We start from the raw sequence: 22,179 nt of genomic DNA on the forward strand, positions 1-22,179 counted from the left end.
GTTCAGTGTCCGTCGAGCTTGAACAGGCGGCGCGCATTGGTGCGGCCGATCTTCACCCGGTCGGCTTCGGCAATGGTTGTCGCATTAAACCAGTCGGAGGCGTGGTCGATATTCTCGAAGGGCCAGTCGGTGGAAAACAGGATGCGATCCGCACCGATTTCCAGAATGGCGTCGATCAGCGTCTGGGTGCGGAAATTGCCCGAGGTGGTAATATGGAAATTCTCGTTGAAATAATCCACGAAACGACGCTTGGCCGGATAACGCGGCGGCAGCTTCACCCAGGCATTACGATGGTCGATGCGCCACATCATGTAAGGCAGGCCCTCGCCCATATGGCCGAGAATGATGTTGAGGCGCGGATATTCGTCAAACAGGCCTGAGGCCATGAGACGCAGCGCATGGACCGCCGTTTCCTGCGCGAAAGCCCAGGTGGGGCCGAGCAGCCAGGGATGGCCGTCATAGATGCGCGAATCCTGCGGCAACGGATTGCGCGGATGCAGGTAGAAAGGCACGTCGAGCTTTTCGACTTCACCCCAGAACGGGCGATATTGCGGCAGATCGTAATAAAGCGGCGTCTGGCCATCGCCCTCCTGGCTGAAGCCGTTGACGAGCGCGCCGACGAAGCCGAGATCGTTGACGCAGCGCTGCAATTCCTCGGTTGCCGCATCGGGATCCTGCAAAGGCAATGCTGCGAAGGCAAGGAAGCGATCCGGCCGCTTGGCGCATTCTTCGGCGAGAAAGTCATTCGCCCGCCGCGCGATTTCGATTGCCTTGCTGGTGTCGGGAATAGCCTGCACCGCCGGCGCATTGAGCGACAGGATCATGGTTTCGATGCCGTGCGCATCCATCAGCTTCAGGCGCGTATCCTGAATGTCGAGCAGGCGGTGCTGCAGTTCCTTCCAGTAATCGCCGGGCACGAACCCGGCCGAATCCTGGAGCGTTTCCGGGATAGCGAAATGCTCCTCGAGAGCGACCTTGCCTTGCATGTAGTTTCCTCCAAATTCGCTGTGTGTTCGTCGCCCGAGAGGCGATCAATATTGACCCTTGGGTTCCAGCCCGAGCATGCTCTGGCCGATCATGGTGCCCACGGCATCCCAGTTCATGCTGATATGGCGGCCGACCGCGTTCGCATCCCGCCAGGCCCGCTGCACGGGGTTGGAAAGATCGAGCCCGACGCCGCCGGTGGAATCGTTGAGCGCCTGCACGGCGCGAAGTGACAGAGACACCGCAAAGGACTGGCCGCGACGGCTCAGAAGCCGGTCATCCACCGTAAACTCCGCCCGGCCTTCGATCCTTGCCTGCGAGAGCGCCTGTGCCCGGGAAACATCGCGCAGCAGAATTTCGCACGCCGCATCAACGCTCGCGGCAGCTTCCGCGACGCGCAGCTGAATGGTCGGGAATTCGGCCATGCGATTGTTGCCGCCCGCCACCGCGCCGCGCGTGACCCGGCCGCCGACGTGATCGACATAGGCGGCAAGCGCCCCCTTGGCCGCGCCGACACCCGCCGCTGCGAGACAGGAGGGGATGCCGGTCAGAAGCGGCATGTTGAACAGGCCTTCCTCCGCATAATAATGCCCGCCGGGTGTCTTGCCACTGGTGGCGTCGGGGAAGGTCAGAACCCGGTGTCCGGGAATAAAGACATCATCGAGAACGAGCGTCTTGGAACCCGTGCCGGCCAGGCCTACCACATGCCAGGTGTCTTCAATCACATATTGCCCGGCAGGAACGAGCAGGAAGGACGGAACCGGTTTTCCTTCGCCCCGCGGCGGCAAGATGGCGGCACAGAGGGACCATTGCGCGTTTTCGCAGCCGGAGGCGAAGGCCCATTTGCCGCTCAGGCGGTAACCGCCATCGGCGAGCTCTGCCATCTTCACCGGCGCATAGGAACCGCACAGAAGCGCATCGGGGTTTTCACCCCAGACATCGGCCTGCGCCTCTTCCGGAAACATCGCCAGCAGCCATTGATGGGCCGACAGCAGGCCGGCGACCCAACCGGTCGACGCACAGGCGGCCGAAAGCTCGATATTAGCCTCGACCAGTTCGGCGAAATCTCCACCCTTGCCGCCGAAAGCGCGAGGTTTGACGATATCGAAATATCCAATGCCGCGCAGCGCCTCGATATGGCTTGCGGGAACACGCCGGGCCTCCTCCGTCTGTCTGGCGCTCATCCGGAAAAGATCGGCTATGCCGGCGACGCGGCTTGCGAGGCGGACACGCGGGTTCGTTTGCGCCGGCAGCGGCGCATGGCTCATATCGTTCATGATTGTCTCCTTCCGGACGTTACTGGCCGGACGTTGCTGGCCGGCGGTTATCCCGCCGGAATTGTCTGAGCGGTAATGATCAGGCGGGCAGGCTCGCGGGGCTTGCGGCGCAATATTGGGCGTTTTCGTAAAGCAGCGGCCGCGTCGTCTCGCTGACATCGGCCGAAACCACCTGGCCGATAAAGACGGTATGGGTTCCATAGGGCATGGCAGCAACCCGACGGCAGGCGATTGCGGCATGGGCCGTCGGCAGATAGAGAACGCCATTGTCATGGCGCTGCCATTGACCGTCGCGGAAACGCTCTTCCGGCGGCACCTTGCCGCTAAAGGCATCCGACAGGGCCATCTGGTCCTGCGTCAGCACATTGACGATGAAATCAGGCCGGCACAGCAGCAATTCATGCAGCAGGGTGCGATTGTTCAGGCAAACCAGCAGAGACGGCGGCTCCATCGAGACTGAAGTGACAGCCGTCACCGTCATGCCGTGGTCGCGCTGATCACCCGAAGCACAGGCCGTAATGACGGTGACGGTGGCTGGAAAACGGCGCATCGTCGAACGAAAATTCTGGCCGACGCCTTCGGGTGCAAGGCCGCTCAGGCCAAACAATGCTGATGTCATGAGATCCTCCCAAATCCTGCGTTCTTATTTATTTGCGTTTGCAACATTTGTCAACGCAAATGTTTTTCGTCATTTATTGAGCGAGCGAGGACCTCGCATTCCCCGTCTTGTGGGGCGAAGCTATTGAAACCGATGGATTGTGCCGGTACAGCCGATAGGCGCACATCAGCATTTGCGCAAATGGTTCTCAAACGGGGATTTGCTCGTGTCTTATCAATTCACCGACTCGGTACCCTACCTGCTCAACTGGGTGGGCGTTCGGCTTGGCGAGCGCTTTTCCGTGAGACTGGCCTCCTATGACATCACCCTGCCGATGTACCGCGTGCTGGCGACGCTGCGGCAGCAGGAGAGCAAGACGCTGACCGAGCTTTCGGACATGGTGTCTGTGGAAATTTCCACACTGTCCCGGCTCGTTGGGCTCATGGTCCGGCGTAACCTCGTCAGCCGTGAACGGCCTCTCGACAATGCCCGCATCGTGCGCATCACCCTCACCCCGAAGGGTGAGGAACTGGCCGATGAACTCATGCCTATCGCCGCCATGTTCGAAAAAACCGCCATCGAAGGTCTCGATCCCACTGAGGCAAAACTTTTCAAAAGCATCCTGCGCCATATCGGCCGCAACATCGCCGGCCTCTGACACAGATAGCCGGCGAACTAGCTCTCCAGCTGAGACCGATCGGCAGTCACGGCCCGCCCAACGATCTTCCCGTGCAATGTACTTGCAACAAGCTGTTCCTATCCCTGCGGTATGTTCCCGCAGCTGAAAGGAATTTCCATGTCCAGCAGAGCATCACTCACAGTCCCGACAGCAATCATCCTTATCGCCGGCGCGTCCATGCTGCTCACGGCCTGCGCCTCGACCGTCATGAAAAGCTATATCGGCGCGCCGATTACCAGCGTGATGCTGGACTATGGGCCGCCGGACAATATTTACAGCCTGGGTCCCGGCCAGCAGGCCTTTCAATGGCGGAAGAAAAAGACACAGGTTGTTTCCGGGTCATCGAGTGGCGAGGTGCGGACAACGCGGCGCGGTGAGCAATATGAAGTGACGGAAACGCCAGGTTATGTCGAACGCATCGATTGCTATTACACGTTCCATACGCGCAGTTCCGGCAACGAGTGGTACGTAACAAGTTTCCGGCAGCCGTCGCTTGAGTGCGAATGATCATGTCCGGATTTCATCCGGCGCCGCATATTTTGCGGTAAATGTTATTGTACCGCCGCCTTCACGCTGAAAGCGGCGGTTTTCTTTCGAAAATTCTCCCTGGGCCTGTCATGGGGCGGGCCGATCAGAAACGATAGTTCAGGCCGGCCTTGATGACATGATCGCTGACATCGGTCTTCGACCTGCCGCTTGAAGTCGTCGTGGCCACATTTCCTGTGCTCACATAATTATATTCGAACTTTGCCGACAGGCCGCCGCCGAAGCTCTGTTCAACGCCTGCCCCGACCAGATAGCCCTGTTTCCAGCCATCGGGACCCGTCACGCCATTGCCGTCCTTGAACTTCGTCGTGGTCAGGCCGGCAGTGCCGTAAATGAGCGTCTGGTCAAGCGCCACGCCGGCCTTCATCTTGGCCGCGCCGCGGAAACGCTCCCGCAACCGGCCGTTGGGCACACGCGCCTCATTTCCGAGATAGGAACCTTCGAGTTCCGCGCCGACCACGCCCGAACCGAACTGGAAGTTATAACCGGCCTGAACACCGCCCGTCAGGCCGCGGCCGCTGGCCAATGGGTTGAATTTCGGGGAAGCGACGCCACCATGCACACCGACATAGGCCCCGCCCCAGGAGAAGGCCTGCTGACTGCCATAATCGAAGGACTGCTGCGTATTATAGTTCGTAAGATCGGCGGAATAGGCATTGCCTGCAACCGCAACAGCGACGGCCGCGGCGACAAGCGATTTCTTGATGATCGACATGAATGACTCCAGACGAAACCGATGCGCCGTCTTCCGGCGCAGCCAAGTTTCAGTTCGCGTTGAAGAACCGGAAATCCGGCTCCCGTTTGTCTGCTGCGCCGGCCGACATGACGTGCGGATGCGTTCAGCAGATAAGGAGATTTTCCCCGCGAGAATTGCGCTTGCATTGCATGGAGCGCGCATTATTCAAAATAATTTATTTATTTAAACAAGTTAGAGGAATTTCCTTAACCAAATCGCAAGTAATTTCGTCATCGGAGCTCGTTCGCTGAGAATCTCATCAGCTAAACGGTGCCAGCCGCAATGCCTTTTGAGGCGATCGAGCGAATTTCGAGCCGAACACAAAAGCCGGGATCGAGATCGAGGAACAAGACACGGCCGCAATGAAGCTCCGCTGCCTTCTGGACCAGATTCAACCCAAGGCCGGCTCCGGGCGAGTTGGTGTTGATCCGATGAAACGGCTCGAATACCTGCTCACGTTCGGAGACCGGGATGCCCGGCCCTTCATCACGGACCTCAATCGCACCTGCCGGGTCGACCCGGATCGTGATTGCGCCTCTGCCGCCCGCATGATCGATTGCATTGCGCAGGAGGTTGACGACCGCCATCTCGATAATTGATGCCTGCACCGTAAAGATGGCCGCATCCGCGCTTGGCTCGAAATCGAATTCATATCCGGCATCCATTGCAATCGGGGCAAGGTCTGTTGCGATGCGTTCGACAAGCTTATTGAGATCCCGCGGCTCCGCCGGCAGTTCCACCGCACCCACAGCCTGCATCTCCAGCAACTGATGCGCAACGCGGGTGAGGCGATCGATATCAGCCCTGATCTGATGGCTCAGCGCGTCATCGGGCAAGAGGTCGGCTCTGGTACGTACAATTGCAATCGGCGTCCTGAGCTCATGCGCCGCATCGGCGAGAAAGCGGTTACGGCGATTATACCCGTCATCAAGCCTCGACAGCGCGACGTTGAAGGCATCCACCAGCGGGATGATTTCAAGGGGAACTTTCGAACGGTCGATACGCTCGGACCGGTTCTCGAAATCAATGGACTGCGCCTGCTTCACGGTTTCCATCAGCCCGCTCAGGGAGCGCCCGACCGCCCGCGGGGTCACGAGCAATGTCGCGATACCCGTCAGGATCAGCATGGGCACGACGGCGATGAGAATGATGAAACCCAGCGCCGGCAGCACGGTCAGCCAGCGGATGGCGCCCTCGGCATCCTTTTCCAGGTCCAGCTGAACATTGATCCAGATACTCAGACCGTCGTTGGGAATTCCTTCCTCCGTCCCGGCAATGAACTGAAGCCGCCCGGCGGCTGTATCGCGGTTTTCCACGGTGGCGCGGAGCGTTCCGGCCGCCTCCAGGCGTGCGCGGTCAAAACTCGGGGGAAACACCGCCGACAGGGCGGGCGGCGGGACAACCCCATATTGCAATACGATGTCATCGGCGTCGCGCACCACAAACCAGAGATTTGGATAACGCCGTTTCAGCTCCGCCAGCTCCGGCGTCGCCGACAATTGCGGCCTGCCCTGTCCATCCTTTGTCACGCTCTCCGCGACGATGCGGGCGGTCTCTTCATTCGCACCTTCCAGCCGCGGATCGATGATCCATATCCAGCCGATGAGAAGGATGACGAAAAGGACGAGCAGGAATGCCTGCAGTGCAAAAAGGCGCTTCATCAGCCCCCATCGCAGGGATCGATCGGGCGCTCTCTTCATGTCTTCGACCGGATGAGGTAACCGATATTGCGCACGGCTCTTATTTCCACCGTGGCTTCAGCCTGCGCCAGTTTCTTCCTGATACGGGAAATGTGCGCATCGAGAGCGTTGGACTCGATCTCGTCATCGAGCGTATAGACCGCCTCGATCAGGTTCGACCGCGTGACGATGCGGTTCGGACGCCGCATCAGCGCTTCAAGAACAAGATATTCCCGACGCCGCAACTCGATGATGGAGCCGGCAATGCTGACTTCATTGGCGCGCGGGTCAATGCTCAGATTTCCGAAATGCGCATATTTGTCGGAAAGAGAAGGGCCGCGTCTGTGGAGCGCCCTGAGGCGGGCGAGCAGCTCCTCGATCGCAAAGGGTTTGGCAAGATAATCGTCCGCCCCGGCATCGAGCCCATCGACACGATGATCGACACTTCCGAGCGCCGTCAAAACAAGGATGGGCACGGTATGTCTGCTCCGGCGAAGCGAAGCCACGAGGTTAAGCCCTTCGCCATCGGGAAGGCGGCGATCCAGAACCAGAACATCGTAAGACCCGTCCCGCGCAAGGGCGTCAGCGTCGCTGATGGTGCTGACATGATCAGCAAGCACATCGCGCCGGCGCAGGGCTTCGAGAAGTGCGCGCGCCATTTCGGGTTCATCCTCAAGAAGCAAGATTCGCAATGACGTTCCCCAGATGAATCCTTGCCATCCCCCATCACTGTTCGGTGAATGTTGCAGCTACATTGCAGGAGGACGGGCAGACAATTCGTCTTGTATCACCTTGCCCGTCACAATCCGACGGCATTGCGTGTGTTTTCGCGACGTCGTCGCGTCAGGTTCACGAACCCGGCCGGTACCCATGCCTCGCATAAAACCGGTCAAGCTCACGCTGCTGTGGCGCCTCGCCGGTATAGATGGCGATATAGTCCGGAATTCTCTGCATCCGCACCGACACATCTTCCTCGGACTGCATGGAAATGTAGCCGATCTGCACCAGATAGGTGGTCCGGGCACGCACATCCGCTGTGTTTTCATTGTGGCCGAACCGCACGAACATGCGGGAAAGCGCCGCCATTCTCATCTCGTCAGCCTTGCGAACCTCCGCAAGAATCTCGTCGGACTGAAGGGCCCAGCTTCGAACCGCAAATTCAAATCTGCTGTCGAAAAGCGAGGAATCCAGCCAGCAATCGAAAACATTCAGCATGGCTTCGGCCAACGTCTCGGCATAGGCTTCCGACTGCCTGACGATGTTCCCGGTATTTTTTTCCCGCCAGCGGGCGACGAGCGCGGCCAGCAGTTCCTCCCGGTCCTTGAAAAACCAGTAGAAGCTCGTGCGCGACAGATTGAGCTTTTTCGCCAATGGCAGGATTTTGACGGAATCCACGCCCGATTCCAGCAAAGCCTGATAGGCGGCCTCAAGCCACCCCTCCTGCGATCCACGCCAACCGGTTTCGTTCAATGTCGCTTCCATGACGAATTCGTAGCAAATTGGTCTCTGCGCGACAAGCGGGATGTACACTCATGTCAAAAAGAAAGACAATTATGTTTTGTAAATTGACACAAGTGTACATTCGCGCTTAGCCTTGGGACAGAAACCCTTTTGGAGCAGGCTATGTCGAGTGATCCCCTTCTTCAGCCCTACCAGCTAAAACACCTCACGCTGCGCAACCGCATCATCGTCACGTCGCACGAACCCGCTTATCCCGAGGACGGCATGCCGAAGGGGCGTTACCGCGCCTACACGGTGGAGCGGGCGAAGGGCGGCGTTGCGCTCACAATGACGGCCGGCTCCGCCGCTGTCTCCAGGGACAGCCCACCCGTCTTCAACAACCTGCTCGCCTACAAGGATGAAATCGTCCCGTGGATCCGGGAAATGACCGACGCCGTGCATGAACAGGGCGCGGCGATCATGATCCAGCTCACGCATCTCGGCCGCCGCACCCGATGGGACAAGGGCGACTGGCTGCCGATCCTTGCCCCGTCCCATCATCGCGAAGCGGCGCATCGGGCTTTTCCGAAGAAGATCGAAGACTGGGATATCGAGCGTATCATCAAGGACTTCGCCGACGCCGCGGAACGCATGAAGGCGGGTGGGATGGACGGTGTGGAGCTGGAGGCCTATGGCCATCTGATCGACCAGTTCGTCTCGCCGCTGACCAACGAACTGGACGGCCCCTATGGCGGCCCGCTTGAAAACCGCATGCGCTTCTGTCTCGACGTTTTCAGGGCGATGCGCGAACGCGTGGGCGACGATTTCATCCTCGGCGTCCGTTATACCGCCGACGAATGTCTCGAGGGCGGCACCGGAAAGGCTGAGGGCATCGAAATCGCCAGACGATTGAAGGACAGCGGCCTGATCGATTATCTCAATGTCATCAGGGGCCATATCGACACCGACCCGGGCCTGACCGACGTCATCCCCATTCAGGGCATGGCCAACGCGCCGCATCTCGATTTCGCCGGTGAAATCCGCGCCGCGACCAGCTTCCCGACATTCCACGCCGCCAAGATCCCCGATGTCGCCACCGCCCGCCACGCCATCGCTGCCGGCAAGGTGGACATGGTGGGCATGACCCGCGCGCACATGACCGATCCGCATATCGTGCGCAAGATCATGGAAAAACGGGAGGACGATATTCGCCCCTGTGTTGGCGCCAATTACTGTCTCGACCGCATCTATCAGGGCGGTCTCGCCTTCTGCATCCATAATGCGGCAACGGGCCGTGAGGAAACCATGCCGCACGAGATACCCAAAGCGGCAGAACGCCGGAAGGTGGTGATTGTCGGCGCAGGGCCGGCCGGGCTCGAGGCCGCACGCGTCTGCGCCGAGCGCGGCCATGAAGTCGTCGTTTTCGAGGCCGCCAACAATCCCGGCGGCCAGATCCGGCTGACGGCGCAAAGCGAACGCCGCCGTGAGATGATCAGCATCATCGACTGGCGCATGAGCCAGTGCGAAAGACTGGGCGTCACCTTTCACTTCAACAACTGGGCGGAGGCGGACACGGTTCTCTCGGAGAACCCAGAGGTGGTCATCATCGCCACCGGCGGCTTGCCGCATACCGATGTGCTTTCCAGAGGCAACGATCTCGTGGTCTCGGCCTGGGATATCATTTCCGGCGACGTCAAGCCGGGAACGAATGTGCTGGTTTTCGACGACGCTGGCGACCATGCCGGCCTGCAGGCCGCCGAATGTCTGGCAAAGGCCGGGGCGAAAGTGGAGATCATGACGCCTGACCGCGCCTTCGCCCCGGAAGTCATGGCCATGAACCTCGTTCCCTATATGCGCTCCCTGCAAAATCTCGATGTCACCTTCACCGTTACCTACCGGCTGGAAGCCGCGGAAAGAAACGGCAATCAGCTTATTGCCCATGTCGGCAGCGATTATGGCGGCGTGACAAAATCGAGGACCGTCGACCAGATCGTCGTCAACCACGGCACGATCCCGCTGGATGACCTTTATTTCGACCTCAAGCCCGGCTCGAAGAACCTTGGCGAAATCTCCTACGACGCCCTGCTTGCGGGAACCACCCAAACGGTCGAGCGCAATCCTGATGGCGCCTACCGGCTCTTTCGGATCGGCGATGCGGTCGCCGCGCGCAATACCCATGCGGCAATCTACGATGCGCTTCGTCTGGCAAAGGACATTTGAGGCTGGCGTTCCCGACACACAGAGGCAGACCAAAGCTGCCTCTGTCGCAATGAAATCCTGAATGCGGGACCGGCGGCATCAAGCCTCAATCAAGGCGATACCCCGGTTCCTGAACCCCAGCGTCACGTCGCTCGCCGCCGGCAGGCTGGTCTCCACGGCATGATCGACGATGAACAGCGTACCGATATCGGTTTCCACCTCATATTCGACGTGACCGCCGAGATAGGCGCTGTGCAACACCCGCCCGGCCAGCCCCTGCCCACCCGGCTGTCCGATGGAAATCGAGCCGGGACGAACCGCGAGTTTGGCCGGGCCTGGCCGGGCATTGCGGGCCGAGACCCGATGATCGATCCCGCCGACACGGATCAGCGCATCGGCGCCCTCAACGCCGATGACCTCGCAACTGACGACATTGGCCTCACCCATGAAATCGGCGATGAAGGCGGAGGCCGGCGCTTCGTAGAGATCGCGTGGCGCACCCGACTGGGCGATCTCGCCATCCTTCATCACGATGATCCGGTCGGAAACAGCCAGCGCCTCATCCTGATCATGCGTGACATAGACGGCAGTAAAGCCAAGCCGCTGCTGCAACTCGCGGATTTCGGTGCGGACCCGGCGGCGAAGGCGGGCATCGAGGTTGGAAAGCGGTTCATCCAGCAGCAGCACCTGCGGCTCCAGCACCAGAGCGCGGGCGACCGCGACACGCTGCTGCTGGCCGCCGGAAAGTTCGGCCGGAAGACGGTGCCCCATGCCGGCAAGGCCGACAAGCTTCAACCCCTCTTCCGCCTTTCCCCGCGCCTCTGCCTTGCGCAGCCCGGAGGATTGCAGACCGTAGGCGACGTTATCGAGCGCCGTCATGTGCGGGAAAAGCGCATAGGACTGGAAGACCATCGAGACATCGCGCTCATTGGCGGGCAGCATGGTCACATCCTTGTCGCCGATCAGGATGCGTCCGTTGGTCGGATGTTCGAGGCCGGCCAGCATGCGCAGCGTCGTCGTCTTGCCGCAACCGGAGGGGCCGAGCAGCGTCACCAGCGTGCCGGGCTCGATGGTGAGCGACAGGTCGGGAATGGCGGTGAAAGCGCCGAAGGTCTTGCGGACATTCTCGAAGGTGACGGAACCGGGCTTTACGGAAATCATGCGGTTTTCTCCTGGGCAAGAGGAACGGAGGAAGGGGCGGGCAGGCCGGCGACGCGGTTTTCGCGCCGCAAGCGACGCTCGCCGACAATGAGCTGGAAGCCGGTAATGACAGTGATCATCACCACGATCAGCATGGAGGAATAGGCAATCGCCACCCCATATTCGCCGTTCTCGACAAGGCCGACGATGTAGGAGGTCGCCATGTTGTATTCGGCGCTGACGAGGAAGATGACGGCGCTGATCGAGGTGATGGCGCGGACGAAGGAATAGACCAGCGCGGCCGTGATCGCGGGCCTGAGCAGCGGCAGAATGACCTTGCGGATGGTGCGGAAACTATTGGCCCGCAGCGTCAACGAAGCCTCGTCGAGGCTCTTGTCGAGCTGGCTCATCGCCGCAATGCCGCCGCGCACGCCGACCGGCATGTTGCGGAACACGAAGCAGGCGATCAGGATCAGCGCCGAGCCCGTCATTTCCACCGGTGGCAGGTTGAAGGCCATGATGTAGCTGACGCCGATAACCGTGCCGGGAATGGCGAAGCTCATCATAAGCGCGAATTCGAAGAGGTTCCGCCCGGCAAATTTCTGCCGCACGATGATATAGGCGGTCAAAAGACCGACGGCAGCGGTCAATGGCGCAGAAACCAGCGCGATCTTCATGGTCGTCCAGAACGAGTTCCAGGCTACACCGGTCCAGGCGATCGAGCCATTGGAGAAGCTGACGGAAAAGGCGCGGATATAGTGGTCGAAGGTCAGGGAATTGTCGAGACCCCAGGTCTTCACGAAACCGCCCACAAGGATCATGCCATAAACAACGATGGTGAAGATCATCCATGGCACGACGACGGCGTGGACGCCGATGGACAGCCCGCGCGGAAGCGCGATATGCGCGCCGCTGTCGCCCTTCCCCGTCACCGTCGCGAAATTCTTGCCTGCCAGCCAGAAACGCTGGGCAAGGAAGGCCGAAAGCGTGAAGCACAGCAGGATGATCGCCAGAACCGCGGCGCGGGACGGATCATTCTGTGAGCCGACAACGGCAAAGAAGATTTCCGTCGACAGAACACCATGGGTGCCGCCGAGCACCAGCGGATTGCCGAAATCCGCCATGCTCTCGATGAAGCCGATCAGGAAGGCATTGGCGAGACCGGGCTTCATCAGCGGCAGCGACACCCGCCAGAAGGTGCGCCAGCGGTCGGCGCGCAGCGTCTGCGAGGCTTCTTCCATTGACGGGCTGACGCCTTCGACCACGCCGATCAGCACCAGAAACGAGATGGGCGTGAAGGAAAGGACCTGCGCAATCCAGATGCCGGTCATGCCATAAAGCCAGCGGCCCGGTTCGATACCGAAGAGATAGGAAAGCCATTCGGTGACGACGCCGGCGCGACCGAAAAGCAGCGTCAAAGCAAGGCCGATGACAAAAGGCGGCGTGATGATCGGCAGAACCGTCAGAAGCCGCAGGCCCTTCTTGAAGGGAAAGCGCGTGCGGGTGGCGATCAATGCAAAGCCAAGGCCGAGCACAGTCGAACCGAAGGCCGTCATCAGGGCCAGGAACAGCGTGCGCCACGCGACACCGCAACGCTCTTCACCCACTACGCAACCGAGGCTCCAGATGCCGGGATCCTTGATATTGCGGATGAAGCCATCGGCGTTGAAGGAGCCGTCGAAATCCTGAACGGACGCAACCAACATGCTGCCGATCGGATAGAAGACAAAAACCGTGACGAGGAAAACCAGAACGGAAATGGCGCCGACGACGAAGGCGTCGCCCTTCATGACGCCGCGTTCGGCAAGGCCGAAGGCAAAAAGAAGCACGAAGACGAACGACATGACGACGGCGCCGGCACCCATGGACGGCTGGCCATCGGCAAGCATGCCGAAGAGGTTTTCGCTCACCGTCCAGCTCCAGCCGGTAAAGCCGATGGCCAGCCCCTGCAAGGCGAGGAAAACAAGTCCGATGGCTCCGATAATCGCAAGAAGCCTGCCACGTCGCATCGGATCACGGATAGGCCGGACAAGGCATGCGGCGAGGAAAAAGACAACCACGCCGACAAGCCATGGTTTGCCATAGGACAATATCTGCAGCACACCGGGCGCATTGCTGGCCGACGAGAAAAATCCGGATAGCCAGCGGAAGCTGAAAAAGCCGCCTTCGATGCGATACCAGGGAAGAAAGACCAGAGCAAAAGCCCCGAGCGCCAGGACCATGTCCAGCCTGCGATTGCCACGTGTCATGGCCGACCTCGCTTATTTCATGCCGATGAAAGAATGGCGGACACCCCGGCTTTAAAAGCCGGGATGCCGATCGCCGGAGTTTAGATCAGTTCGCGACCGCACCGACCTCACGGTCCCAGCGTTCCAGCAGCGCCTTGCGCTTGGCCGGATCGCCATAGGTCTTGAAGTCGTAGTCGATGAGCTTGATGTCTTCGAACTTCGGCGCTTCCTTGGGCACTTCCGCCGTCTTGTTGGAGGGAAGCTGGAAGGACTTGGCGTCCTTCATGCGCGACTGCACTTCCGGCTTCAGCGCCCAGTCGTACCAAGCCTTCGCATTGTCGAGATTGCGGGCGCCCTTGATGATCGACATGGAGCCGATCTCGTAACCCGTGCCTTCGCAGGGCGCGATTGATTTGACCGGGAAGCCTTCCGCCGTCTGCGCCACCGCATCATGCATGAAGACGATGCCGAGCGCGGTTTCGCCACGCGCCGCCGCCTTGACCGGTGCCGAACCGGACTTGGTATATTGCGAGATATTGGCGTTGAGCTTCTTCAGATAGTCGATCGCCTGATCCTCGCCCATGATCTGCACGAGCGACGCCAGCGCCGTATAGGCGGTGCCAGACGAATTCGGATTGGCGATCTGGATTTCGCCCTTCAGCTCCGGCGCCAGCAGATCGGCCCAGCACTTCGGCTCCTTGTAGCCCTTGGACTTGAAGATTTCAGTGTTGTAGCCCCAGCCCAGCGCGCCGGCATAAACGCCGACAGTCCTGTAACCGGTGCTTTCCGCCTGTTTTACGGCCCAGTCCTGCAGCTGATCCAGCATCGGCGATTTGTATTCGAGCGTCAGGTTCTCGGATGCCGCCTGCATGTGCGGATCGCCGGTGCCGGCCCACCAGATGTCGGTCTTCGGGTTGCGGGCTTCCGCGCGCACCTTGGCATAGGTCTCGCCCGAAGACAGGCGCACCATATTGACCTTGATGTCGTGTGACTTTTCGAAATCGCCCTTCATCTGTTCGCAGATGACGACATCGGCCGAGCAGATCAGGTTAAGTTCGCCTGCCGCCTGCGCCGATACGGCACTGAGCGCCGTACCGGCAAAAAGCAGGGTGGAAAGTATTGTCAGTCGCATGGTTATCCTCCTGTAGCTTGCGTCTGAATTCTTGGCAGTACGCAGACATGGCGCTGCCGGTCGCGGCACCTTGCGGCGCGCGCGCTGTCTTTTCGGATGTTGGTTTTCTGCCCTACTGGGTCGGGTGGATTTCGCTGTCGAAGCGGCTCAATAACCGACTTCGCTCTTCAGGCTGGCCGAAGGTGGCGAAGTCGTAATCCACCATCTTGATCATCGATATGTCAGGTGCGGTCAGTGGCAATGTCGCCCGGGCATTGGAAGGCACCTGGTTCTGGCCGGCCGCGGCCCCGGTCGCCTGCCCTTGCGGGCTCAGCGCAAATTCCACGAAGCTTTGCGCAAGGGCAGGATTGCGATTGCCCTTGACGATGCTGACGGCCCCGATTTCATAACCGGTGCCCTCGCACGGCGCGACGATGACAAGCGGGAAACCCTCGATCTTCTGGGTCACGGCATCATGCATGAAGGAAATCCCGATCAAGATCTCGCCCCGCGCCGCCGCCTTGACCGGCGCTGCACCAACCTTGGTATAGCTCACGACGTTCTGGTTGAGCTTTGCCATGAAACCAAAAGCCTCCTCCTCGCCAAACAGCTGGACGAGAGTGGCCAGCATGGTGAAAGCCGTACCGGAGTAGTTCGGATTGCCAGTCAGGATATGGCCGCGATAAACATCCTTCGCCAAGTCCTTCCAGCAGGTCGGCGCCGGCAGATTGTTTTTCGCAAGCAGTTCCGAATTATAGGCAAAACCCAGCGCGCCGGCATAGATTCCGGCAGACCGAGACCCAGACATCACGGAGAAATTCTGCGCCCAGGGCAACAAATCTTGCTGATGGACAGGTCGGTATTCATCCAGCAACCCTTCCGAACCCGCCTGCAAATGGGTGTCGCCGGTACCACCCCACCAGACATCAACCGTGGGATGGGATCGTTCGGCACGGATCTGATCGAGGATTTCGCCAGTGCTCTTCCGCACCATTGATATCTCGAGACCGACCTTGGCTTCGAAAGCCCGCTTCATGGTCAAACACCAGGCCTCGTCGACGCCGCACAGGACGTTCAACTTCGGCTCGGCCATGCCATGCCCTGCGCCGCACAGCCATAGGACCATGCTCGCCGCAAGTGCGGTCAATGCTTTCAATTAAGCCTCCCTGCCTGGAACCTCCCCGTTCCAGTCTCCACCAACAGCATGTCACATCCAGCCCGCACCGCAATCGAAGAATGGTTACCAATCTTTCACCGCACCGCCGAACAAGATTACAGTTATTACAATTATGACAGGGGAGATAACCAGCGAACCTTTGAAGATCGTCGCCGCCGCGCCTATGATGACAGCGGGAGGAATATGCAGTGCTTAATCAGAAGGTTCGCATTCTGATCGTCGAGGACGATCCGGATATGGCCGAGCTCATCTCGGACCTCATCGAGGCGGAGGGCTGGCTGCCCACCTGCGCGCGCTCCGCCGAGGAGGCGAACGAGATATTGGCAAAGGACAGGATGGAGCTCGTCCTCGTCGACCACAATCTGCCCGGCACATCCGGGCGCACCTTTGCCCAGCGGCTGCGCAGCCAGATCGACATCGGTATCGTCATGGTCACCGCCGCCGGCAGTGCTGCCGATAGGGTACTCGGTCTTGAAACCGCCGCCGATGATTATGTGGTCAAACCCTTCGAACCGATTGAACTCACGGCGCGGATCAAGGCCGTCCTGCGGCGAACAATCCCGTCGCTGAAACAGGACAAGGACAGCGAGCGTGACCACGGCCGCACAGCGCTGCGCCTCGGCGACTGGGCAATCGATCTCGATGCGCGCCGCGCCGTCTGCCTCGCTGACCGCAGCCGCACCCTCACCAGTGCCGAATTCGCACTTCTGGAAATTCTCGCAGAAACACCCAACCAGCCCGTCAGCCGCTCCCAGATTCTCGACAGGCTGGGTTCGGAAAGCGACCGTTATATCGACCGAAATGTCGACGTGCTGGTGCTGCGGCTCAGGCGCAAGATCGAGCGTAACCCGGATCTTCCACGTCACATCAAGACGCGACGCGGCAAGGGTTATGTCCTGCATACCGATGAGGGCGAGCTTTCCCCGTGATCAGCCGCTCCTTCCTTTCCTCCATCGCCTTTCGCCTGCCCTTTGCGATCGTCTTTACCTGCATCCTCGTCTTCAGCCTTTCCGCCATCGCCATTTACGGCCTGCAGCGCGCCCGCGATGAAATGGCAGCCTACGGCTTGCAGGCCTTTTCCAGTCTCGCCAAGGCCTCACTGGTCTCGCGGCAGGTCTCCGATCTCGTCTCCAGCGCCCCGTTTCTGATGAATGCCGCCTCGCCCTATCGCGTTTCCAGCGAAAGCCGCTCCGTGGTCCAGCAGGTCGACCTGCTGTTGCAGATGACGGGTCCAGACAGCGGCGAACGGGCCGCACGCGGTTTTGCGAGCGAGCGTATCGTTGAACTGCTCCAGCTTATCAGGGCGCAGACACTGGATCTCGCAAAGGATGCCGACGCGGCGCAGGGGCACAAGGCGGAAGCGGCAGCAGCGCTCGGCGAAATCGCCACCGGTCAGGGCATCCTCGATCCGGAACTGCGTCGAAGAATGAACGGCATCGTGCAGGCCGCATCCGCATCCGACAGCCTTTTCCAGCTTGGCGAACTGCGCCGCCGCTACGTGGCGGAAACAACGGCGCGCCAGCAGGGTTATCCGGGCGAGCGCCTGCCCTTGGCCGAACTCCAGCCCTATGAGCGGGTATTCGAGGCCCAGAGCCGTTACCTTCTGGAAATGTTCGCGATCCGCGCCTCTGTCTCCCGGCTTCACACCGTCTCGCGCGATCTTTCCCATGTGACCGAAACCCAGGGTGACGCTGTTGCGCGAAGCCTGAACGAAGACCTGATCTCGACGTCCGATGCTCTCAACCGGCTGCTGATCATTGTCGCCGTCGCCTCCCTTCTGGTTCTCATCGTGGCAATCTTCTCGATCCGCTCAGTGATGCGTGTCTCGCGCGGGATCGTGACGCTCTCCAACGGCATGAATGCCCTCGCCAAGGGGGAAAAGGACGTCGGGCCGCCCTCCTATACGGGTCCCGAGACGGAGTTGATCCGGCTGCTCGATGCATTCCGCGCCTTCCACGACAGCGTCGATCGCGTCTCGCGCCTCAGGCGCACGGCGGAAGCGGCGGCCCGCACCATCCGCTCGACCTTCCGCAACATGAATGAGGGAATAGCGCTGTTCGATCCGGCTGGCAGACCAATCACCATGAACCGCCGCATCATCGAACTCGTCGGACGCTCCGGCTCGTCGCGGAAACTGCCGCTTCGCCGGTTTGTCGAACCCATCCCGGAAATCGACCCGGCTCTACTGCCCTTCGATACAGAGCCGGGGGAGTTGCTCGACCGCGCAGTCGTGCGCCATCGCACTGACGATCAGCGGGTGATCGAAGTCTCGATGTCGCGCCAGCCGGATGGCGGCATCGTGCTGCTCGCCCGCGATGTGACCGCTCTCGATCGCCAGGAAGCGGAAGCCGTGAAGGCCCAACGGCTTGATGGCATTATGCGCATGACCCACCAGCTCAGCCATGAGGTGGGCAACATGATCGGCATCATCACCGGCAGCCTCGGCCTTCTGGAACGGGAAGCCGGTTTCAACGATCGCCAGAAGCGGCACATCGCCCGTATCCGCAAGGCGGCAGACCGCGGCCGGTCTCTGGCCAGCAGCATGCTCACCATCGGCAGCCAGCAGCCGATCCATCCAAGCGTCATCAATGTCGCAAGCCTGCTGCGGGGCATGGCCGATATTCTGGAAATCGCCGTCGGCCCCAAATGCCGGATCGCGCTTGATACCGATGACAATCTTCCCTCGATACCGCTGGACCCTGCCCTCTTCGAGCAATCCATTCTCAATCTATGCCTCAATGCCGCAGCCGCCATGCCCGATGGCGGCCTGATTTCGATCGAGGCCGCCTCTGGAAAAGATACGCTGGTGATCACCGTCACCGACGAGGGCATCGGCATGACACCGGAGGCCGTGGACAAGGCGTTCGAGCCCTATTTCACCACGCGGGGCGATCATGGCGGTGCGGGCCTTGGCCTCGCCATGGTCTACGGGTTCGTCCGCCAGAGCGGCGGTGAAGCGCATATCAGTTCCAGACCCGGCGAAGGCGCAAGGGTGGAACTGACATTCCCGGCAAATGCCGGCCACACCTAGCGGGCAAGCTGTGCGGATTCGATAGAATCCGCCAGTATCTCCAGCCCAAGGTCGATTTCCGAATCCGATACCGTCAGCGCCGGCGCAATGCGGAAAACGCCGCCCATGCCGGGCAGCTTGACGATGTTCATGCTGAGGCCACGCAACATCGCCTCCTGCATGATGCGCGCGCCAAGTTCGAAACCCGGGGCTTTCGTATGCCGGTCTGCGACAACTTCAAGTCCGAGCAAAAGCCCGCGCCCGCGCACATCTCCAACGCATTCGAACCGTTGCTGCAGCGAGAGCAGCCCCTCCTTCAAACGATTTCCGCGGGCAATCGCCTGTTCCACCAGACCATCTCGCGCCACCACATCGAGAACCGTCACGCCGACAGCCGCCGGCAGGGGATCGGAAACATGGGTCGTATAGAACAGAAAACCCCTCTCGAAAGCCTTCTGCTCGACCTCCGCACGCGTCATCACCGCCGCAAGCGGCAGGCCGGCGCCGAGCGTCTTCGACAGCGTCATGATATCAGGCGTCACGCCATCGCGCTGAAAGGCGAACATATGTCCGGTCCGGCCGACGCCGGTCTGCGCCTCATCGAGGATGAGCAACATGCCCCGCTCCTCGCACTTTTTCTTCAGGGCAGCGAGATAACCGAGGGGCAATTCGAGGATACCGCCGCTCGACAGGATCGGTTCGGCAATGAAGGCGGCGAGATTGCCCGTCGACTGGCGGTCGATCAATTCGAAGGCATCGTCAAGCTCCGCCTGCCAGTCATTCGATCCATCGGGGTTCTTGAAGCGCGGACGATAGGCATTCGGCGCGGGAATAACGAGTGAGCCGGCCGTCGCCGGGCCATACCCCCGGCGGCCGGCGCTATAGGTGGCGGAGGCCGCAGCACCGGTCATGCCGTGCCAGCTCTGTGCGAAGGCGACGATCTCATGCCCGCCGGTCACGAGCTTCGCCATGCGGATCGCCGCTTCGTTGGATTCAGCGCCTGTTGTCAGCAATTGCACGCGATCGAGACCCGGCGCCAGAGCCGCCAGCCGCGCCGCAAGTTCAACGACCGGGCGGGACAACATGCCGGAAAACAGATGCGCAACCGATGCCATCTGCCGGTTGACGGTGGCGACAATATCCGGATGGGTATGTCCGAGCAAAGCGCTCATCTGGCCGGAGGTGAAATCGAGAATGGCGCGGCCATCCGCATCATAAACGAAACTTCCCTCGGCCCGCTCGACGATGATCTCCTCAAAGGCGGGTCCGTAACGGGTCAGGTGTTTATTGGCAGCGTCCCAGAATGCCGGTTCGTCGTTGAGCGAGGCGAAGTTTTCAGCGAGATTGTCCATGGCTCGTTCCCCAAAATTTATCTTGCCGAAACATAACAACCCATTGCCACCCCGGTCCAATTGATAGTATTTTATTCCGATATCGACAATTTTGATATCGCCATGCTCGACCTTACGCTCCTGAAGAACTTTACCATTGTCGCGCGAGCTGGCTCCATCAGCGTCGCCGCCACACAGATCGGGCGCACCCAATCCGCGCTCAGCACGCAGATGCAGCGGCTGGAGGAACTGGTCGGCCACACGCTGCTGCAGCGAACGGGTTCGGGAGTACGTATAACCGCGGCGGGCGAGAAGCTGCTCGCCCATGCCAGCGCCCTTCTTGCCCGGCATGATGAAATCCTTGCCGATATGGGCGAGGCGACCCTGCAGGGAACCGTCAGCCTGGGCTGCCCTGAAGATTACTCCATCGCCTTCCTGCCGGAACTGCTGAAAGGTTTCTTCAGCACCTACCCGAAAGTCGATCTGCGCATGGTCTGCGCCCCCACGACGGAATTGCGTCCCCTCCTGCAGCGCCGCCAGATTGACATGGCGCTGGTTTCGCAATCCGATCCTGAACACCGCGACGTGCTCCGCAGGGAAAGTTTCGTCTGGGTGGCGAACAGGCCGGAACCGGACCTCATCACCAAGGATGTGCTGCCGCTGGCGCTCTCAGCACCCGTGACGCTCGATCATCGCGCGGCGTGCGACGCCATGGAAACCGCCAATCGCCGCTACCGTGTCGCCTTTGCCAGCAACAGCCTTGCCGGCCTCATCGCGATCGCACGTTCCGGCCTTGCCATCAGCGTTCTGACCAGGACCGCCGTTCCACCGGACCTTCATATTGTCAAAAGCGGACTGCCACCCCTGCCGACAATCGGCATCGCAATCGAGTTTGCCGATCCGCAGACGTCATCGGCAGCCAGAGCGCTCAGCGATCACATCCGCGCTGTTCTTCCGGGTCTCAGCCTTTAACGCCGGTCGATCCCTCGCTCCGACCTGCAGTCGTTTGGTCCTGAATTTGAAATGAGAACGTCTTTATGGGCAAATCCAATCTCTTCGCGATCTTAAGCGTAAGAAGATCGGAACGACAGACATGTGACCGTTCATGAAGAAAACGGCTCATCGCGATGCTCTTTGCTACAAGCGGCAACGCGGTAAACGCGCCTTTTTCCAGCTTTGTTATTGCCAAGGTGGGACCGCTGACTTGATGCGGATCACCGCAACCGCTATGCGATGATGTCGCACATCAAAAAACGAGGACATCATGGCAACTGGTATCGTAAAATTCTTCGCTCAAGATAAAGGCTTCGGCTTCATCACTCCCGACAGTGGTGGCCCTGACGTCTTCGTCCATATCTCAGCCGTCGGATTTGGCGGCGCCCTGCAGGATGGCCAGAAGGTCAGCTACGACGTGGGACAGGATCGCAAGACCGGCAAGTCCAAGGCAGAAAACGTGACTGTCCTCTGACAGGCCACTCTGTCGTCGAATGTGAGTGCCCGTTCGAAATGACCAGTGTCACTTCGAACGGGCATCTGCTTTTCGGTCCGGCAGATCGGAAAAACAAGGACGACAGGCAAAGAACTGAAATATACATGCCGCACGAGGATCTTGGAAAGCGCCAGATATCTTCCCAACCGTGTCGTATTATCGCCGAATCTCGATGTATAGCGCGGTCTCCGGAGCGCCTACATCAAGTCGCGACAGGGGTTCAGACACGTTATTTCTACGAGAACTAGATAGACTTGACCTTCGATGCCGCGCACAAGGCAATTGATGCTGCCGGGGCTGCAGCGCCGGACTACCCCTTTTGCAGCGCACAGAAGACGATCATGTCCGCGCTGTTCTTCCGGGTCTCGTTCTTTCGTCGAGAGCGGTCTATCCCCGCGATCCCGCAAATCCAGCTTCTGTATAATCTCAGGCATTGAGAGGTTGGAGATCTGGCCGACCATCGCGGTTTGACGGAATATCGTAATTTCCGCGGTCCAGAAACGCAAAAAAGGGCTCGGAGTTGTCTCGGAGCCCTTTTTATATTGTGTGACTAGA

20 protein-coding genes are annotated in these 22,179 nt (G+C 60.0%); 7 read left to right on the forward strand and 13 right to left on the reverse strand.

Annotated features, from left to right (window positions below; all coding sequences use genetic code 11):
• Nucleotides 1-2: 2 nt before the first annotated feature.
• From tsdA to graD, 3 genes are all read right to left on the reverse strand, one after another.
• Nucleotides 3-986, reverse strand: a complete 984-nt coding sequence (gene tsdA / locus QRN60_RS12480) for a gamma-resorcylate decarboxylase (protein ID WP_099085867.1) — start codon at nucleotides 984-986, stop codon at nucleotides 3-5.
• Between the two features lie 45 nt (nucleotides 987-1,031).
• The gene (gene graA, locus QRN60_RS12485) at nucleotides 1,032-2,261 is read right to left on the reverse strand and encodes an FADH(2)-dependent resorcinol hydroxylase oxygenase component (RefSeq protein ID WP_099085866.1); all 1,230 of its coding nucleotides are present in this window, start codon (nucleotides 2,259-2,261) and stop codon (nucleotides 1,032-1,034) included.
• 79 nt (nucleotides 2,262-2,340) lie between these two features.
• Nucleotides 2,341-2,880: an FADH(2)-dependent resorcinol hydroxylase reductase component gene (gene graD, locus QRN60_RS12490; RefSeq protein ID WP_003503955.1), complete on the reverse strand. Its 540-nt coding sequence runs from the start codon at nucleotides 2,878-2,880 to the stop codon at nucleotides 2,341-2,343.
• A 205-nt stretch (nucleotides 2,881-3,085) separates the two neighbouring features.
• On the opposite strand from graD, the gene QRN60_RS12495 reads away from it, so the two are divergent.
• Together QRN60_RS12495 and QRN60_RS12500 are read left to right on the forward strand one after the other, a co-directional pair.
• Complete coding sequence (locus QRN60_RS12495) at nucleotides 3,086-3,517, forward strand: MarR family winged helix-turn-helix transcriptional regulator (protein ID WP_003503954.1); 432 nt, start codon at nucleotides 3,086-3,088, stop codon at nucleotides 3,515-3,517.
• A gap of 138 nt (nucleotides 3,518-3,655) precedes the next feature.
• Entirely contained in the window at nucleotides 3,656-4,045 is a 390-nt protein-coding gene (locus tag QRN60_RS12500) for a hypothetical protein (RefSeq protein WP_129565115.1), read from the forward strand.
• Nucleotides 4,046-4,169: 124 nt separating this feature from the next.
• Here QRN60_RS12500 and QRN60_RS12505 read toward each other — a convergent pair whose 3' ends face one another.
• The 4 genes from QRN60_RS12505 to QRN60_RS12520 form a co-directional block, all read right to left on the reverse strand.
• Nucleotides 4,170-4,799, reverse strand: a complete 630-nt coding sequence (locus QRN60_RS12505) for an outer membrane protein (protein WP_129565116.1) — start codon at nucleotides 4,797-4,799, stop codon at nucleotides 4,170-4,172.
• 284 nt (nucleotides 4,800-5,083) lie between these two features.
• Nucleotides 5,084-6,481 (reverse strand): sensor histidine kinase, encoded by a 1,398-nt coding sequence (locus QRN60_RS12510; protein WP_284765574.1) that lies wholly within the window; start codon nucleotides 6,479-6,481, stop codon nucleotides 5,084-5,086.
• Nucleotides 6,482-6,516: 35 nt separating this feature from the next.
• Nucleotides 6,517-7,191 carry a response regulator transcription factor gene (locus QRN60_RS12515; protein ID WP_035212640.1) on the reverse strand — a complete coding sequence of 225 codons (675 nt, stop codon included), beginning with the start codon at nucleotides 7,189-7,191 and terminating at the stop codon, nucleotides 6,517-6,519.
• 157 nt (nucleotides 7,192-7,348) lie between these two features.
• On the reverse strand, nucleotides 7,349-7,981 hold the full coding sequence (locus QRN60_RS12520) for a TetR/AcrR family transcriptional regulator (RefSeq protein ID WP_162687331.1): 633 nt from the start codon (nucleotides 7,979-7,981) through the stop codon (nucleotides 7,349-7,351).
• 141 nt (nucleotides 7,982-8,122) lie between these two features.
• Between QRN60_RS12520 and QRN60_RS12525 the strand changes: the two genes are divergently transcribed.
• Nucleotides 8,123-10,159: an NADH:flavin oxidoreductase gene (locus QRN60_RS12525; RefSeq protein WP_129565118.1), complete on the forward strand. Its 2,037-nt coding sequence runs from the start codon at nucleotides 8,123-8,125 to the stop codon at nucleotides 10,157-10,159.
• Between the two features lie 78 nt (nucleotides 10,160-10,237).
• Here QRN60_RS12525 and QRN60_RS12530 read toward each other — a convergent pair whose 3' ends face one another.
• The 4 genes from QRN60_RS12530 to QRN60_RS12545 form a co-directional block, all read right to left on the reverse strand.
• Complete coding sequence (locus QRN60_RS12530; RefSeq protein ID WP_129565119.1) at nucleotides 10,238-11,299, reverse strand: ABC transporter ATP-binding protein; 1,062 nt, start codon at nucleotides 11,297-11,299, stop codon at nucleotides 10,238-10,240.
• Nucleotides 11,296-13,527: an ABC transporter permease gene (locus QRN60_RS12535; RefSeq protein ID WP_129565120.1), complete on the reverse strand. Its 2,232-nt coding sequence runs from the start codon at nucleotides 13,525-13,527 to the stop codon at nucleotides 11,296-11,298. Before QRN60_RS12535 ends, QRN60_RS12530 begins: the two co-directional genes overlap by 4 nt.
• 85 nt (nucleotides 13,528-13,612) lie before the next feature.
• Entirely contained in the window at nucleotides 13,613-14,638 is a 1,026-nt protein-coding gene (locus QRN60_RS12540) for an ABC transporter substrate-binding protein (RefSeq protein WP_020810392.1), read from the reverse strand.
• A 112-nt stretch (nucleotides 14,639-14,750) separates the two neighbouring features.
• Nucleotides 14,751-15,773, reverse strand: coding sequence for an ABC transporter substrate-binding protein (locus QRN60_RS12545; protein ID WP_502871953.1), 1,023 nt, complete (start codon nucleotides 15,771-15,773; stop codon nucleotides 14,751-14,753).
• Nucleotides 15,774-15,982: 209 nt separating this feature from the next.
• Here QRN60_RS12545 and QRN60_RS12550 point away from each other — a divergent pair, with 209 nt between their 5' ends.
• Together QRN60_RS12550 and QRN60_RS12555 are read left to right on the forward strand one after the other, a co-directional pair.
• Nucleotides 15,983-16,723 (forward strand): response regulator transcription factor, encoded by a 741-nt coding sequence (locus QRN60_RS12550; protein WP_060726763.1) that lies wholly within the window; start codon nucleotides 15,983-15,985, stop codon nucleotides 16,721-16,723.
• On the forward strand, nucleotides 16,720-18,825 hold the full coding sequence (locus QRN60_RS12555) for a sensor histidine kinase (protein ID WP_111834159.1): 2,106 nt from the start codon (nucleotides 16,720-16,722) through the stop codon (nucleotides 18,823-18,825). The genes QRN60_RS12550 and QRN60_RS12555 overlap by 4 nt, the downstream gene beginning before the upstream one ends.
• Here the strand turns inward: QRN60_RS12555 and QRN60_RS12560 are convergent.
• Entirely contained in the window at nucleotides 18,822-20,156 is a 1,335-nt protein-coding gene (locus tag QRN60_RS12560; RefSeq protein WP_111792371.1) for an aspartate aminotransferase family protein, read from the reverse strand. The two genes, QRN60_RS12555 and QRN60_RS12560, sit on opposite strands and share 4 nt — an antisense overlap.
• A 102-nt stretch (nucleotides 20,157-20,258) precedes the next feature.
• On the opposite strand from QRN60_RS12560, the gene QRN60_RS12565 reads away from it, so the two are divergent.
• Together QRN60_RS12565 and QRN60_RS12570 are read left to right on the forward strand one after the other, a co-directional pair.
• The gene (locus QRN60_RS12565; RefSeq protein ID WP_165000632.1) at nucleotides 20,259-21,107 is read left to right on the forward strand and encodes a LysR family transcriptional regulator; all 849 of its coding nucleotides are present in this window, start codon (nucleotides 20,259-20,261) and stop codon (nucleotides 21,105-21,107) included.
• 292 nt (nucleotides 21,108-21,399) lie between these two features.
• The gene (locus QRN60_RS12570; protein ID WP_003503933.1) at nucleotides 21,400-21,603 is read left to right on the forward strand and encodes a cold-shock protein; all 204 of its coding nucleotides are present in this window, start codon (nucleotides 21,400-21,402) and stop codon (nucleotides 21,601-21,603) included.
• Nucleotides 21,604-21,821: 218 nt separating this feature from the next.
• Here QRN60_RS12570 and QRN60_RS12575 read toward each other — a convergent pair.
• Nucleotides 21,822-22,179 (reverse strand): hypothetical protein (locus tag QRN60_RS12575; RefSeq protein ID WP_284765575.1); only part of this gene is annotated, 358 nt, incomplete at its 5' end.

The sequence above is a fragment of the Agrobacterium sp. CFBP2214 genome (assembly GCF_030209895.1).
Lineage (GTDB): Bacteria > Pseudomonadota > Alphaproteobacteria > Rhizobiales > Rhizobiaceae > Agrobacterium > Agrobacterium radiobacter.

Bases quoted from the DNA above. Each gene is read 5' to 3' on its own strand.
- QRN60_RS12525 (WP_129565118.1), top strand. From the start codon at position 8,123: ATGTCGAGTGATCCCCTTCTTCAGCCCTACCAGCTAAAACACCTCACG.
- QRN60_RS12565 (WP_165000632.1), top strand. From the start codon at position 20,259: ATGCTCGACCTTACGCTCCTGAAGAACTTTACCATTGTCGCGCGAGCT.
- QRN60_RS12560 (WP_111792371.1), bottom strand. From the start codon at position 20,156: ATGGACAATCTCGCTGAAAACTTCGCCTCGCTCAACGACGAACCGGCA.
- QRN60_RS12530 (WP_129565119.1), bottom strand. From the start codon at position 11,299: ATGATTTCCGTAAAGCCCGGTTCCGTCACCTTCGAGAATGTCCGCAAG.
- tsdA (WP_099085867.1), bottom strand. From the start codon at position 986: ATGCAAGGCAAGGTCGCTCTCGAGGAGCATTTCGCTATCCCGGAAACG.
- graA (WP_099085866.1), bottom strand. From the start codon at position 2,261: ATGAACGATATGAGCCATGCGCCGCTGCCGGCGCAAACGAACCCGCGT.
- QRN60_RS12570 (WP_003503933.1), top strand. From the start codon at position 21,400: ATGGCAACTGGTATCGTAAAATTCTTCGCTCAAGATAAAGGCTTCGGC.
- QRN60_RS12520 (WP_162687331.1), bottom strand. From the start codon at position 7,981: ATGGAAGCGACATTGAACGAAACCGGTTGGCGTGGATCGCAGGAGGGG.
- QRN60_RS12505 (WP_129565116.1), bottom strand. From the start codon at position 4,799: ATGTCGATCATCAAGAAATCGCTTGTCGCCGCGGCCGTCGCTGTTGCG.
- graD (WP_003503955.1), bottom strand. From the start codon at position 2,880: ATGACATCAGCATTGTTTGGCCTGAGCGGCCTTGCACCCGAAGGCGTC.
- QRN60_RS12540 (WP_020810392.1), bottom strand. From the start codon at position 14,638: ATGCGACTGACAATACTTTCCACCCTGCTTTTTGCCGGTACGGCGCTC.
- QRN60_RS12535 (WP_129565120.1), bottom strand. From the start codon at position 13,527: ATGACACGTGGCAATCGCAGGCTGGACATGGTCCTGGCGCTCGGGGCT.
- QRN60_RS12500 (WP_129565115.1), top strand. From the start codon at position 3,656: ATGTCCAGCAGAGCATCACTCACAGTCCCGACAGCAATCATCCTTATC.
- QRN60_RS12510 (WP_284765574.1), bottom strand. From the start codon at position 6,481: ATGAAGCGCCTTTTTGCACTGCAGGCATTCCTGCTCGTCCTTTTCGTC.